15 protein-coding genes are annotated in these 13,901 nt (G+C 32.9%); 5 read left to right on the forward strand and 10 right to left on the reverse strand.

What is annotated here, in order from left to right; genetic code table 11:
- The first annotated feature begins 12 nt into the window (after window positions 1-12).
- Complete coding sequence (locus WA327_RS11015; protein WP_336069692.1) at window positions 13-1,107, forward strand: AI-2E family transporter; 1,095 nt, start codon at window positions 13-15, stop codon at window positions 1,105-1,107.
- On the forward strand, window positions 1,100-2,290 hold the full coding sequence (locus WA327_RS11020) for a THUMP-like domain-containing protein (RefSeq protein ID WP_336069695.1): 1,191 nt from the start codon (window positions 1,100-1,102) through the stop codon (window positions 2,288-2,290). Before WA327_RS11015 ends, WA327_RS11020 begins: the two co-directional genes overlap by 8 nt.
- On the opposite strand, the gene pdeM is transcribed toward WA327_RS11020, so the two are convergent.
- From pdeM to WA327_RS11045, 5 genes are all read right to left on the reverse strand, one after another.
- Window positions 2,287-2,940, reverse strand: a complete 654-nt coding sequence (gene pdeM, locus WA327_RS11025) for a ligase-associated DNA damage response endonuclease PdeM (RefSeq protein ID WP_336069698.1) — start codon at window positions 2,938-2,940, stop codon at window positions 2,287-2,289. The two genes, WA327_RS11020 and pdeM, sit on opposite strands and share 4 nt — an antisense overlap.
- Window positions 2,937-5,393, reverse strand: coding sequence for a ligase-associated DNA damage response DEXH box helicase (locus WA327_RS11030; RefSeq protein ID WP_336069699.1), 2,457 nt, complete (start codon window positions 5,391-5,393; stop codon window positions 2,937-2,939). The genes pdeM and WA327_RS11030 overlap by 4 nt, the downstream gene beginning before the upstream one ends.
- Complete coding sequence (locus WA327_RS11035; protein ID WP_336069701.1) at window positions 5,386-6,987, reverse strand: ATP-dependent DNA ligase; 1,602 nt, start codon at window positions 6,985-6,987, stop codon at window positions 5,386-5,388. Before WA327_RS11035 ends, WA327_RS11030 begins: the two co-directional genes overlap by 8 nt.
- Window positions 6,987-8,009 carry a ligase-associated DNA damage response exonuclease gene (locus WA327_RS11040; RefSeq protein ID WP_336069703.1) on the reverse strand — a complete coding sequence of 341 codons (1,023 nt, stop codon included), beginning with the start codon at window positions 8,007-8,009 and terminating at the stop codon, window positions 6,987-6,989. The genes WA327_RS11035 and WA327_RS11040 overlap by 1 nt, the downstream gene beginning before the upstream one ends.
- Window positions 8,010-8,286: 277 nt before the next feature.
- Window positions 8,287-8,484, reverse strand: coding sequence for a hypothetical protein (locus tag WA327_RS11045; RefSeq protein ID WP_010136747.1), 198 nt, complete (start codon window positions 8,482-8,484; stop codon window positions 8,287-8,289).
- A 224-nt stretch (window positions 8,485-8,708) separates the two neighbouring features.
- Between WA327_RS11045 and WA327_RS11050 the strand changes: the two genes are divergently transcribed.
- The 3 genes from WA327_RS11050 to WA327_RS11060 are packed head-to-tail and all read left to right on the forward strand — an operon-like array spanning window position 8,709 to window position 10,109.
- Entirely contained in the window at window positions 8,709-9,464 is a 756-nt protein-coding gene (locus WA327_RS11050; RefSeq protein ID WP_336069708.1) for a hypothetical protein, read from the forward strand.
- Window positions 9,465-9,466: 2 nt separating this feature from the next.
- The gene (locus tag WA327_RS11055; protein ID WP_036123991.1) at window positions 9,467-9,889 is read left to right on the forward strand and encodes a DUF5675 family protein; all 423 of its coding nucleotides are present in this window, start codon (window positions 9,467-9,469) and stop codon (window positions 9,887-9,889) included.
- Window positions 9,890-9,938: 49 nt separating this feature from the next.
- The gene (locus WA327_RS11060) at window positions 9,939-10,109 is read left to right on the forward strand and encodes a hypothetical protein (RefSeq protein WP_336069712.1); all 171 of its coding nucleotides are present in this window, start codon (window positions 9,939-9,941) and stop codon (window positions 10,107-10,109) included.
- A 121-nt stretch (window positions 10,110-10,230) separates the two neighbouring features.
- Here the strand turns inward: WA327_RS11060 and WA327_RS11065 are convergent, their stop codons facing one another.
- The 5 genes from WA327_RS11065 to WA327_RS11085 all read right to left on the reverse strand — a co-directional run bounded on the left by WA327_RS11065 (window position 10,231) and on the right by WA327_RS11085 (window position 13,516).
- A complete protein-coding gene (locus tag WA327_RS11065) occupies window positions 10,231-11,220 on the reverse strand; it encodes a hypothetical protein (RefSeq protein WP_336069713.1) in 990 nt (329 codons plus the stop codon).
- 476 nt (window positions 11,221-11,696) lie between these two features.
- Window positions 11,697-12,134 carry a hypothetical protein gene (locus WA327_RS11070; RefSeq protein ID WP_084176770.1) on the reverse strand — a complete coding sequence of 146 codons (438 nt, stop codon included), beginning with the start codon at window positions 12,132-12,134 and terminating at the stop codon, window positions 11,697-11,699.
- Between the two features lie 23 nt (window positions 12,135-12,157).
- Window positions 12,158-12,622: a bacterioferritin gene (locus tag WA327_RS11075; RefSeq protein ID WP_036123999.1), complete on the reverse strand. Its 465-nt coding sequence runs from the start codon at window positions 12,620-12,622 to the stop codon at window positions 12,158-12,160.
- 7 nt (window positions 12,623-12,629) lie between these two features.
- Window positions 12,630-13,070 (reverse strand): MarR family winged helix-turn-helix transcriptional regulator, encoded by a 441-nt coding sequence (locus WA327_RS11080; protein WP_036124002.1) that lies wholly within the window; start codon window positions 13,068-13,070, stop codon window positions 12,630-12,632.
- Between the two features lie 32 nt (window positions 13,071-13,102).
- Window positions 13,103-13,516 (reverse strand): organic hydroperoxide resistance protein, encoded by a 414-nt coding sequence (locus tag WA327_RS11085; RefSeq protein ID WP_036124004.1) that lies wholly within the window; start codon window positions 13,514-13,516, stop codon window positions 13,103-13,105.
- Between the last annotated feature and the right edge of the window lie 385 nt (window positions 13,517-13,901).

A 13,901-nucleotide genomic window follows, 5' to 3' on the forward strand; every position in this document is an offset into this window, starting at 1 on the left:
TATCTTTACGTTATGACATCAAAAACTATCTCTAACGGAATCCTTCGTGCTGTAGCTATAATTATAGGTGTAGTACTTTTAGGTTGGTTTATTTATAAAGTACAAAGCGTTATTGTTTACCTTGCTATTGCTGGTGTTGTAGCTTTATTAGGTAGACCTATTGTTGTGTTTTTAAAAAGCAAATTAAAATTTAACGACACACTTGCTGTTGTATTTACAATTACTCTCTTTTTGATCTTTATTTTTGGTATTATAAGCCTATTTATTCCTTTAATTATAGAGCAAGGCAATAACCTATCTTTATTGGATGTTGATGAGCTACAAAACAATATAGAAAATTTATATGTGGAAGCAATTAGTCATTTTGGATTAAATTCTTCGGATGTAGAATCGTCTTTAAAAGATTCAAAATTTATGTCTAATCTAAATTTTGGATTTATTCCAGACTTTTTAAATTCGGTTATTTCTGGTTTTGGTAGCTTTAGTATGGGATTATTTTCTGTACTTTTTATTTCGTTTTTCTTCCTTAAAGACAGTAAATTAATGAGCAATGGATTAATTACCATATTACCTAAAAAACACGAAAAAAAACTTAGAAAATCATTTGTTACAATTAGAGATTTATTAACTAGATATTTTGGCGGGTTGTTATTACAGCTACTTATATTATTTACAATATACTCTATCGTATTGTTCATTTTTGGTATAGAAAACGCTATAATTATAGCTACACTTTGTGCTTTACTTAATGTTATTCCTTATTTAGGTCCAGTAATTAGTGCTGCATTGCTAGTGCTTTTAAGTATGTCTAGCAATTTAGGACAAAGTTTTAGCGATGTTATCTTACCAAAAACCATATATGTAATGATTGGTTTTATTATCGCGCAATTGGTAGATAACTTTTTTAGTCAACCTTTTATTTTCTCTAAAAGCGTAAAGTCTCATCCTTTAGAAATCTTTTTAGTAATCATTATTGCTGGACTAATTTCTGGTATCGTTGGATTAATTGTTGCTATTCCAGTTTATACTGCAATAAAAGTAATTGCTAAAGAATTTTTAAGTGAATATCGTGTAGTAAACAAACTTACAGAAGGCTTAAATGATTAGTTTCAACAAAATAATATTAAATATTGAAATTCAAGAGTTTATAAAAAATAATATTAATTCAAACATCTCTGGATTAATACTAAAAGGTCTTCCTTTTTCTTCTGAAATTTCTTCAGAAATTATTAATCAAATTGAAGCTAAAAACCGTTGTAAAAACAAGCTGAATACTTGGTTTGAAACTGATAATATTTACTATCCAAACAAACTAAATATTGAGCAAACATCTTCTGAAGTTACAGCAAAACACAAAGCCTCTTTAATTAATGGAAGTAGATTAATTGATGTAACTGGCGGATTTGGTGTAGACTGTTTTTACTTTGCTAAACAATTTGAAACTGTTACGCATTGTGAGCTTAATACCGATTTATCTAAAATTGTTGCTCACAATAATTCCGTTTTTAAAATTGAAAATATAGATTGTGTCGCCGCAAATGGAATAGATTACATTATAAATAACGAAACTACATACAACTTGATTTACATTGACCCATCACGTCGTAACGATGCAAAAGGTAAAGTATTTATGCTGTCCGATTGTTTACCTAATGTTCCACAACATTTAGACAATCTATTCAAAAAAACTAATAACATCATGATTAAAACATCACCGTTATTAGATATTTCTTTAGGCATAAAAGAACTTGATTTTGTAAAAGAAATCCATTGTATTGCGGTTAATAATGAGGTCAAAGAACTGTTATGGATTTTAGACAAAGGTTTTGACCAATCGGTTAAAATTATAACAACAAATATTAAAAAGGATAAAAAACATAATTTCGAGTTTTATTTAGATGAAGAAGCTAACGCAACTGTTAATTACAGTAAGCCTCTAACCTATTTATACGAGCCTAATTCGGCAGTATTAAAATCTGGTGCGTTTAATAGCGTTGCAGAGCAATTAAGCGTGTTTAAACTGCATAAACACTCGCATTTATACACAAGTGAGCAATTAATAGATTTTCCTGGAAGACGCTTTAAAATTGAAACAATTGCGCCTTACAACAAGAAAAAGTTTAAACAGCAATTTAAACTAGATAAAGCTAATTTTACGACTAGAAACTTCCCTGAAACTGTTGCTCATTTAAGACAAAAACTTAAAGTAAAAGATGGAGGAACTGACTATTTGTTTTTTACAACAGATGAAGACAATAACAAAATTGTGATACACTGCACAAAAGCTTAAATTTTAAAAATCGCATCTTCTGTAAACACAATATTAGTGCATTTTTTATCCGTTTTATTAGTGTTTAAGCCTGTAAACTTGCTAAAAGCTGGCAATACAATGTGATTGTCAAACACTTGATAACATGGTAATTTTATAAACTGTTTGCCTTTTCCTTTCAACAAATATCCTGGATGAATATGTCCTGAAATATAAAATGCATCGTCTTCACATTCATTTAAATCATGAACAAAAGTAAATGAACCTAATTTTAAGCTTGGTTTAAAAATGTCAATATTTAAGTCTTCGTATAATGTAGCTGAAAGTCTGTCGTGATTACCAATAATTAACTGCAATTTCAAGTTGTCAAATTGCAACAACCAATCTTTAAAATAGTCAATATCTTGATTAAATTCCGCATGAAATAAATCACCAACTATGATTAGTTTTTCTACTTTAAAATGTTCTATTAAAGCCTTTAAACGCTGTAAATCTTCAATTAAAACAGATTGACTAATTGGTATGCCATTTTTTCTAAATGTAGCCGATTTACCAATATGCAAATCACTTAAAACTAATGCGCTTTGTTGGTCCCAAAATAGCGCACGTTGGTTAGTAAACACTAAGTTTTGATTGGCAAATTTTAAACTAATCGTCGCTAATTGTTTCATGCTTCAAATTTAAGCATCTGTTTTTTAATGCGCTCGATACGTTTTTGCAAATCTTCGTTTGTCATCGTACCTCTTAAACCATCTACTTTTAACGGAAAACTCAATGGTGTAAACGATTTTGAATACTTAATAATAATCTCACTGTTTTTAATTCTATTAAAAGCTTCACGTAATCTCGCTTCTTCTAATTCTTGATTAAAAACTTCGGTATAAGCTTGTCTGATTAATAAATTTGAAGGCTCATTTTCTTCTAAAACTCTAAATATCAAACCAGAAGACGATTGTAAACTCTTGTTGGTTTTACGTTGTCCTGGTTGCGATTGTACAACCAAACCAGCAATTACTGCAATATCTCTAAATTTTCGGCTTGCCATTTCACTAGCATTTATACTTGCCACAACATCTTCCATTAAATTCTCAATCGATAATATTTGATGAATTTTAGCCTCATCTAAAGGTAATTCTTGATCACTTAATAATTCAAAACCATAGTCATTACAAGCAATGCTAAACGTTAATGGTTTAAATTTACTAATGCGATACGCCATTAATGCAGCGAAAATTTCGTTAACCAATCTGCCTTCAAACGGATACATAAATAGATGAAATCCATCTTTTGTGGTGATTAATTCGACTAAAAATTGATTAGCTTTAGGTATTTGAGATGCACTATTTTGACGTTGTAATAATGGTCTTAAAAATTTAAGTTCTTTTTCGGATGTTTTAGCGTGTAAAGCATCACTTAACTTCAACCTTAAAAAGTGCGTTAAATAAGATGTTAATGGTAACGAGCCGCCTTTCCAACTTGGTGTAATGGCTTTTTTTGATTTACTTAAAGTTACCAAAGCCGTCATATCTTTAATTTGCTTTAATTGCAACACGCGACCAGCCAAAACAAAAGCGTCGCCTTTTTTTAGTTTTGAGATAAAAAACTCTTCAATCATACCAATATAACCACCAGAAAAGAATTTTACCATTAACATAGCGTCACTAACAATTGTACCAATATTCATACGATGTAGCATTGCGATTCGTCTACTTTTTACCTTAAATAAACCATCTTCATCTAAAATGACTTTATGAAATTCTTCATAAGACGATAAGGTGTTACCACCTTTTGTTATAAAGTGAATTGCCCAATTAAAATCGTCTTCGGTTAAATACAAATAAGCATGTGTCTGTTGTAAAAGTTGAAAAACTTCGTCCTTTTTAAATCCTTCGCCAACAGCTAAAGTGACTAAAAATTGTACCAAAACATCGTAAGCCAAAACAATTGGTGATCGCGTTTCGATTTGTTGTTGTTTTACTGCTTCTTTGACAGCAGCAACTTCAATTAATTGCAAAGAATGCGTTGGAACAAAATATATTTTAGAAGTCTCGAAAGGCGAATGACCGCTACGACCAGCACGTTGTAAAAAGCGCGCTATACCTTTAACTGAGCCTATTTGAATGACACAATCTACAGGCTTAAAATCGACACCAAGATCTAAAGAACTTGTACAAAGTACCGCTTTTAAAATACCTGATGCAATTGCGTCTTCAATAAAATTACGTTGTTTTTTATCTATAGATCCATGATGAATAGCAATTAATCCAGCTAAATCAGGCGCTTCTTCAAGAATGATTTGATACCATAATTCACTTTGATTTCTTGTATTAGTGAATATTAACGTCGTGGTATTTTCATAGATTATAGGTATGATTTTAGAGCTCATTGTTCGACCTAAATGTCCTGCCCAAGGAAGTGTTTCGACTTGGTCTGGCAAGACTGAAATGATGTCGATTTTCTTTTTTAATTTCGCTTTAATTTGTATGGTTTTTAAGTCCTGATACGGAATTAAAACCTGCTGAGCTTCGTCTAAATTACCAATGGTTGCGGTAATTCCCCAAATTTGAAGTTTTGGCGATAAATGTTTTAATCTTGCTATGGCTAATTCGGTTAAAACACCACGTTTATTACCTAATAACTCGTGCCACTCGTCTACCGCAATGCAATTAAGGTGTTTAAACCAACGTGAATTTTTCTTTTGTGAGAACATTAAATGCAATGTCTCTGGCGTTGTGATTAAAACGTCTGGCATTAAGCGTTCTTGCTTGCGTTTAATATTAGTTGATGTATCACCATTTCTAACTTCTATTTGCCAATCTAATCCAATATCTTCAACCGCATTTGTCATCGCTTTGGCCAAATCTTTAGCTAACGATCTAAGCGGACTAACCCAAATTAATTTTAGTCCTTTTTTATAGGCTTCAGGATGATTTAAATAATCGATAACAACCGCTAAAAACACCGAAAACGTTTTACCAAAACCTGTTGGAGCTACGACTAAACCAGAATGTTTAGTGTAATATTTAGACCAAGTTTTATACTGAAAATCAAATGGTTGCCAATCGTTTTGATGCATCCAATTTTCAATAATTTTATAACCAGTAGAATTTTTAAATTTAGACATCAAACGGATTTGTAATGAGTTGTTTAACTGATTCTATAGTATCAATTTCTGAAACTGGTTTATCTTTTCGCCAGCGTTTTATTCTTGGAAAACGCAGTGCTACACCACTTTTATGACGTTTACTAAAAGCGATACCTTCAAAAGCAATCTCAAAAACTAATTCTGGTTTTACAGTTCTTACAGGACCAAATTTTTCGATAGCATTTTTATTAACCCATCTAGAAATTTCGGTAATTTCATCGTTTGTTAAACCAGAATAGGCTTTAGCAACTGTAACTAAACCGTCTTCTGTTTTTACTGCAAACGTATAATCTGTGTATTTGCTACTTCGTCTACCGCTACCTTTTTGTGCGTAAATCATTACAGCATCAATGGTTAACGGATCTACTTTCCACTTCCACCAATCTCCTTTTTTACGACCAACATGATATTCAGATTGTTTTTGTTTCAGCATTAATCCTTCGCTATTATGCAATCTGGCTTCATTTCTTATCGCATCTAATTCTTCCCATTTATCAAATTGAATGACTTCTGAAAGTTTAAAATTTGGTTTAGATAATTGATTGTCAGTAAAGAGTTTTTCAAGCGTATTTCTCCTAAATTGAAGACTTTTCGCTCTTAAATCTTCATCATTAATTTCTAAAATATCATAAGCAAAAAAGCCAATTGGTACGTCTTGCAATAATTTTTTTGAAATCGTCTTTCTGTTTAATCGCTTCTGCAAATCGTTAAATAATAACACAGATTGATCTTTAATAGCAAGGATTTCACCATCTAATACAAAATCTTCTTTTATGGTTGAAACAATTTCAACTAGCTCCGGAAATTGTTTTGTCACAAACTCTTCACCTCTAGACCAAATATAAATTTCGTTATTTCGTTTTACAATTTGACCTCTAATTCCATCCCATTTATATTCGACTTGCCAATCGGAAACTGAGCCTAATTCGTCAAGATTTTTCTCTAAACTATACGCCAAACAAAACGGATAAGGTTTTGAATTATCGTAATTGATATGCGAACCGTTTATTAAGTCTTCGAATGTAATAGAATTGATGTCCCATTGCCCAATAATACTATGCATCAATTGGTTGGCATCGATATTTGTCAGTTTAGAAATTGCATTTACTAAAGTTTTTTTAGAAACACCAATTCTAAAACTTCCACCAATTAACTTATTAAAAATAAAGCGTTGTTGCGTATCTAAATGTCGCCAAGCATTCAAGACATAAGCTTTTTTTTCATCATCAGATTTTGTTGAAAGTTGCTTAAGCTCGTCCATATAAATATGTAACGGTTTGTCAATTGTATTAGAGGGTTCTGGCAATAATAAAGACAAGGTTTCCCCTAAATCACCAACGGTACTGTAAGATTCTAAAAACAGCCATTCTGGTAGATCTATTTCTTCAATGCACCACTGTTTTAATAAAGATGTTTTTACAGGTCGTTTAGGTCTTTTTCCTGTAAATAAAGCAATTAGCCAGAGTTTATCTTTATCTAAAGCAGTTTCAAAAAAATTGACTAATGCATCTAATTTGGCATTAGTTTTATTGGTGATTTCTAATGAATTTATGAGTTGCGAAAACTGTTTCATTAGCTAGCAGTTGTTAATGGTTGGTCTTTGGCGTCTTCGTTGTCTTCTGTACCGTATTCAGTAACAACTTCTTGACTTTCTATACCAATTTCGTTTAAATATTTTGAAAAAACCGCTTGTGAACCGTGAGTGACGTAAACTTTTTGGGCTTCGGTAGCTTTAACAGCAGAAAGTAGTCCGTTCCAATCTGCATGATCGCTAACTGCAAAGCCAGCATCAACACCTTTCCAGCGTCTATTTCCTCTTATTTGCATCCAACCAGAGCAAATTGCAGTTGCCGCATTAGGAATCTTTTTAAGTAGTTTTGAACCCAATAAAGCAGGAGGAAGAATTACGGTTTTATTTTGAATGTCTTTTTTATTGAAATCTGAAGTGATAAGTTTAGATTTTGGTAAAACAATACCTGATTCTGAAATAGCTTGATTTAGATTGTTTATTGCTGAATGCACATACATATCATCTAATCCGTCTATTAAAGACATTATTCTTTGAGCCTTACCCAAAGAGTAACCAAAAAACACACTAGTTTTATTTTGTTTTTGGTTGTTTAAAATCCATTGTTGTAGTTGTTTTTGTATATCGGCTTCTGTTTTCCAACTATAAATTGGTAAACCAAAAGTACTTTCTGTGATAAATTCGTGACATTTTACAGGCTCAAATGGTGTCGTAATAAAATCTGGATTAGTTTTATAATCTCCTGAGAAAACCACAATTTTTCCTTTGTATTCAAGCTTTATTTGAACCGAACCAATAATATGTCCTGCAGGAGAAAATGAAACTTTTACACCGTTTATAGTTTTTATTTGGTTGTAATTTAAAGTTTCTATTGAAATGTCTTTACCTAAGCGATGAAGCAGTATGTTTTTTGAATCCTGATGACACAGATAATGCTTATTTCCCCATCTTGAATGATCTGCATGACCGTGAGAAATTATAGCATAATCTACAGGATACCATGGATCTAAATAAAATTTTCCTGGTATGCAATAAATTCCTTTTTTAGTGAATTTTATAAATTTCAAGCTTTTTTAACTACAAAATACAACCAAAAACATAAAGTCTTAGAAGACTTAACTAATTTTTAACCAGAAACAAAAAAGCCTTACTAAAATTAGTAAGGCTTTTTGTGATCGCGACAGGATTCGAACTAAATTTCAAATCCCCTTTATTTATAGGCTTTCACTAATACTTTCAAACTATGTTGACCGATTTGTGTATTTACAATTTGACTTTCAATCTTATTGTAAAGATAAGCATTTCAAAAGAGTAAAACTAACTAAACACTACTAAAACTTATGATTAATCTATTAAGTATTTGTTGACAATTTCCTCTTCTATTCCGCTGTATTCAACAAACTCTTTGATTGTGATAAATTGATATGACTCCTTTCCAAAGTAGTTTCTAATATCATTTAAAAGCTTACGCCCATAGCGTTCACTACGTCCTGTGATACGCTGAATATCTTTTGGGTATATGCAAGCTCTTTTTGGGGTCATAATACTCTATCTATGCTTTATCCGTACATCATCCATACTTCATTGTTTTATGATTATGGTGATGGTGATGCGTTGTTAAAATGTTGGAAATCCCGATAGGGTTTTCAATATTTTAATGACGTTTTTGGTTGTATCGGAATGGATGACCGAAAACGGCATTTGATTTTTAACAACGTGCTATAAAATTACGTGATTTGGTTTCATTAATCAAAAAACGAATTATTATGGCAAAACAAACTGGTATTATTAAACTGAAAGGAACTATCGGTGGTATTTCCTTTTACAAAACGACTGACGGACATCTAGCACGTGAAAAAGGCGGTGTGGATGCCAATCGTATTGCTAACGATCCTGCGTTTCAGAGAACACGTGAAAATGGGTCTGAATTTGGCCGTGCCGGTAAGGGTGGTAAAGTATTACGAAATGCTATTCGTATTCTTTTACAAAATGCAAAGGACAAACGTGTGGTTTCACGTTTAACTAAAACACTTGTAGCGATTACCAAAACTGACACCACTAATGAGAGAGGATCTAGAACACTTCAAGATGGGAATTTAAGCTTGTTAGAAAACTTTGAATTTAATCTGAATGGAAAGTTAGGCACAACACTTTTCACCCCGTTTACGAATGCTTTTGACCGTGTTTCTGGGGATGCAATTGTGAACCTTGATGCGTTTTCTCCAACGGTAAGAATTGCAGCTCCAACTGGAACAACCCATTTTAAGGTGGTAATGGGTGCTTCTGAATTGGATTTTGAGAATGAAACCTCAACTTTTGAAAATGATGAGACTACTATTCTTCCATATACAGCTGATGATACTGCTGTTATTGCCTTAACAGCTTCTTTGACCGCTAACTCAACTTTACCTGTTGTTCAGGTGTTGGGAATTGAGTTTTACCAAGAGGTAAACGGACAGATGTACGAGCTTAAGAATGGTGCTTACAACGCTTTGGCAGTTGTTATTGTAGATACGCCGTAAGTATGGAATTAGTGCTGCATAGAGCCTATTTTAAAGAGGGCACCAATGGTGCTCTCTTTAATTCTGGCAAGTTTCTTTGTCATACCATTGAACTGCCCTGGAACAATAACAAGCGAAACATTTCCTGCATTCCTGAAGGTACTTATGAAGTTGAACCACGTTTTTCAAAACGGTTTAAGCATCATTTGATTTTGAAGGCTGTAAAAGGTAGAAGTTTTATTCTCTTTCATCCTGCGAATGATGCCTTAAAAGAGCTTCAAGGTTGTATTGCTCCAGTAACTTATTTGAGTGGTGTTGGAAAAGGGATTTACTCTAAAAATGCTATGCAAAAACTGTTGTCTTTGGTATATCAAGCTAAAGACAGAAAAGAACAAATCTTATTAACTATTAAATCACAAAATCATGAACATCTTAGAACGTTATAAAAAACCAACCCCCAAATTTTTCAAGACTTTACGCAATATTGGTATTGCATTGGCTACTGCAGGTGGTGCCATCATAGCTGCACCAATTTCGATGCCTGCCATTGTGGTAACTATTGCTACTTATATGACCGTTGCTGGAACTGTGGCAACCACAGTAAGTCAAGCAGTTGTTACTAATGATGAAAACACTGAAATTGATGAGAATGACGATGGATTATAACACCAAATCTGCCATTATCGGCGGTACTTTCTTTTCATCAATCGTTAATATTGGTGTTGAGGATTTGATTACTACCATTATTTTGGCTGTTGTGGGTGCTACTGTGAGTTTTATAGTGTCATTATTGCTTCGGTTTTTGACTAAAAAACCTAAATCTTAAATTTTTTAATTGAACGATAAAGGAAAAAGGTCTATTGATTTTAGATGCTTTTTCCTTTTTTTCTTTGTTAAATGAATTTGAAAAATCATTATGCTTCTTATTTTCAGCTTCAACAATTTCCCTAAAATTCAATAATGATTCTTGACTAACATAATACTTATTCTGATTCAATAATCTTTCTTCTTCGATTAGCGCTTTTTTTAATGATATTCTTTTCCACATTAGTTCATAATACAAATTAACCCTGTCATCAATTTCAGGAATATTCTCTGGAATAAAAGCAGGGAAATACCTACTTTCAATTGCTATAATTTCACAAAGAATATTTATGATTGAAAACATTCTGTTACATTCGGAAATGGAATAATAATTATCATTGCCTAGACTATGGCTGATATAGTGTCTATTTAAATTTGAAGATTCAAAATCAAAACTATTTGTATTTGCATAAAACCAATTATGAAGGCAGTTTTTTAAAGAATCGTTATAAAGTTTTCTCAAATGAGGTCTAAATTCGCCTTCTTTTGCGCATATATTTTCAACTAATTCCTTTAATGAAGGTTTTCTTTTGCCTTCATCTATTGACCAATTGTAGTATGATAACAATACGCCCTCAATTACGGGTGTTAAGCAATTAATTGAAGACAGTAAATCCTTTTTAAAATAATGAAAAGTTGCTTTATCGACCAAATGAGAAAACTTATTCAAATGAGGTAAAATTAGAAACCTATAATTAACAAATGCTCTTGAATAAGGATTAAATATTATAGGACTTAATAAATAATTGATTTTTTCATTACAATTATCTTTATCATAATTTTTAGACTCTATTTCTTCACAAAGTAATTTTATCCTTTCGAAATCTCCGCCGATTATTTCACCATTGATAAACCACCCATATTTTGAGAGTACTTGACTAACATATCTGTATTTAGCTAAATAATCATCCATTAGACAAAACTAATTCTTTTGGGGCAAAGTGTTGTAGGTGGAAGTGATTATTGATGTTGAGCGGTTGGAAAGATAAATAAAGGGCATTTTCTAAAAAATGCTCTTTTTTTATGCGCGGTGTTGAGGTGGGTAAATGAAAAGAGTGATACCCTGATAAGGGATTGAGCGAATGTAATGCCCCCTACCGCAGACACAAGGGAAACATTAATAATTGCTGTAACCTACACCGTTGAAATGGGTGGTGGGGAAAAGATGGAAAAAATTGTATGCTCTAAATTTCAATGCAAGTACGGAATTGAGCGGTTTTGTGTAAGCGTCAGTAACGGGAAAATGCGCGTCCCTAAACCTCGGGATTCCGCTGACGCACTAAAGATAGCAAAACGAGTGAATTACCGATGAGGAAATTCAGCCGTTATTGCGCTTACACGTTGTTAGCGGCTGTGTTGCTCTCAAATATATACTGTTGTTTTAACTAATTATTTTTTATAGAGGTTAGTATTCCTCAATCCAATTGTTTTTCTATTCTTCCAAGCACCTGTACTCCACAACGCCCAAACAACTAAGACGGGTTGGAATAAAAGGCGGACAAATCTTGCGGTATCTGAAGTGATGATAAAGTCTGTTTTATTTACATATTGAGCAATGTTTCCTGGAAATATCAAAACATAAAAAATTGCCAAAGCCCAACCAACATGAACTTTATATTTTGTTAAAAAAATCATAGATAGCCCCAAGGTGAGTTCAACAATGCCTGATAGAATCACAACTAAATTCTTGTCCATAGGTACCCAATTGGGAACTTGGGCTTGCCACTCCACTCGCAAAAAGGTAAAATGTCCTATTGCGGCGAAGACCATAGCTGCTCCAAGTATAATTCTAAATATGTCTTGAACTTTTGTTGTTGGTGAGTACATGCTTTTCATTGTTTAATATTTACTTAGAGTTGGCGGCTCAAATAATTTTGAAGCCCAATTGTTTCGATTAAGGAAACCTGCTGTTTAAGCCATGATAGATGCTTGTTTTCATCTTGCAAATAACTTGTCAAAAGCTGTTCAGTAACCTTATCACCTTTAATTTGTGGAAGAACTTTATTTAGCCAATCCATTCCTTTTATTTGTTCTTCCAATTCCATTTTAAATTGTTCTTGCACTTCATAAAGCACTTCTATATTGAGAGATTCCACTTTTGGCACATTGCCAAGTTCCAATAGTCTGGCAGTAAATTTTGCTATTGTAGTGGTTTCCTCGTTATACTCTTCTAACATTCTGTCAGCAAGTTTGACAAATCCCTTTTTTCTATTGATAATAGAGTGTAAGAAATGCTGTTTGGAACTACAGATTAGACCAGAAACTATGTCTTGTAAAATTTTAATGCTTTTATCGTTTATTAATGTAGTAGCCATAGAATTTTTATTTTGACAAATGAGAAATAATCGAATGCAAATTATCTTTCAGAATCATTAATCGTTCAAGCCCTATGCCCGTTCCAAGAATGCGTTCAGCAATACCCTCTGGAATGACATGAGCCTTTTCTTTTAACTGCTTGCCGTTAGTAGTTAGGTTTACGATGACCTTCCTTTCGTCTGTCATAGACCTTTCCCTTTTTACAAAACCCTGTTGCTCCAATCGTTTAAGCAATGGTGTAATGGTGTTCGTATTTAAGATAAGTTTCTGAGCAATGGTATTAACCAACATACCATCCTCCTCCCACAATACCAGCAACACTAAATATTGAGGATAGGTAATGCCCAATTCTTTAAGAAAGGGTTGGTATTCCCTTGTTATCAATCGAGATGCTGCATAAACAGGAAAGCAAAGCTGATTTTCCAGTTTTAAATAATCACAGGTCATTGAGTTATAAGTTTTAAAAAATGAGTAAATAATTAGACCAAACAGATTTCTTGTTGAATATTACCTTTAGTAGCTTGTGAATACGGACAAATCTCGTGGGCTTTATTGATAATGGTTTGTGCCATTTCGCTTTCAACACCATCAATCTTTGCTTCAATTTTAACTGCAAAGTTAATGCCTTTGGCTGCTTTCACTACGCTTACCGTTACGGTAGTTTGCGAAGAAACTTCTTGTTTCATTGCTTTAGCAATATGAATAATGGCATTGTCAAAGCAAGCCGCATAACCTGCTGAAAAAAGTTGTTCAGGGTTTGTATATTTTCCTCCTTCGCCTCCAAGTTCTTTTGGAAGTTTAACTTCTAAATCTAGAATTCCATCGTCACTTTTAACATGACCATCACGTCCACCAACTGCAGTTGATGATGTTTGATAAATTGTTTTCGTCATAATAATTTAATTAATCTTGTTAGATAATATCGTTCGCGATACAAATATATAAGTTTAATTTTATATCACAAGCGATATAAAAAAATAATATCGGGAAACTGGGGCAAAGTGTCGTAGGTGGAAGTGATTATTGATGTTAGGCGGTTGGAAAGATAAATAAAGGGCATTTTCTAAAAAATGCTCTTTTTTTATGCGCGGTGTTGAGGTGGGTAAATGAAAAGAGCGATACCCTGATAAGGGATTGAGCGAATGTAATGCATCCTACCGCAGACACAAGGCAAAACATTAATAATTGCTGTAACCTACACCGTTGAAATGGGTGGTGGGGAAAAGATGGAAAAATTGTGTGTTCTAAATTTCAATGTCAGTTCTGAATTGAGCGTGG

Source organism: Mesoflavibacter sp. CH_XMU1404-2, assembly GCF_037029465.1.
Classification (GTDB): domain Bacteria; phylum Bacteroidota; class Bacteroidia; order Flavobacteriales; family Flavobacteriaceae; genus Mesoflavibacter.

Excerpts from the sequence above, each read along its gene's own strand:
- WA327_RS11085 (WP_036124004.1), bottom strand. The coding sequence starts at position 13,516 with ATGACGAAAACAATTTATCAAACATCATCAACTGCAGTTGGTGGACGT.
- WA327_RS11015 (WP_336069692.1), top strand. The coding sequence starts at position 13 with ATGACATCAAAAACTATCTCTAACGGAATCCTTCGTGCTGTAGCTATA.
- WA327_RS11030 (WP_336069699.1), bottom strand. The coding sequence starts at position 5,393 with ATGTCTAAATTTAAAAATTCTACTGGTTATAAAATTATTGAAAATTGG.
- pdeM (WP_336069698.1), bottom strand. The coding sequence starts at position 2,940 with ATGAAACAATTAGCGACGATTAGTTTAAAATTTGCCAATCAAAACTTA.
- WA327_RS11045 (WP_010136747.1), bottom strand. The coding sequence starts at position 8,484 with ATGACCCCAAAAAGAGCTTGCATATACCCAAAAGATATTCAGCGTATC.
- WA327_RS11065 (WP_336069713.1), bottom strand. The coding sequence starts at position 11,220 with ATGGATGATTATTTAGCTAAATACAGATATGTTAGTCAAGTACTCTCA.
- WA327_RS11080 (WP_036124002.1), bottom strand. The coding sequence starts at position 13,070 with ATGACCTGTGATTATTTAAAACTGGAAAATCAGCTTTGCTTTCCTGTT.
- WA327_RS11035 (WP_336069701.1), bottom strand. The coding sequence starts at position 6,987 with ATGAAACAGTTTTCGCAACTCATAAATTCATTAGAAATCACCAATAAA.
- WA327_RS11070 (WP_084176770.1), bottom strand. The coding sequence starts at position 12,134 with ATGTACTCACCAACAACAAAAGTTCAAGACATATTTAGAATTATACTT.
- WA327_RS11055 (WP_036123991.1), top strand. The coding sequence starts at position 9,467 with ATGGAATTAGTGCTGCATAGAGCCTATTTTAAAGAGGGCACCAATGGT.
- WA327_RS11050 (WP_336069708.1), top strand. The coding sequence starts at position 8,709 with ATGGCAAAACAAACTGGTATTATTAAACTGAAAGGAACTATCGGTGGT.
- WA327_RS11075 (WP_036123999.1), bottom strand. The coding sequence starts at position 12,622 with ATGGCTACTACATTAATAAACGATAAAAGCATTAAAATTTTACAAGAC.
- WA327_RS11020 (WP_336069695.1), top strand. The coding sequence starts at position 1,100 with ATGATTAGTTTCAACAAAATAATATTAAATATTGAAATTCAAGAGTTT.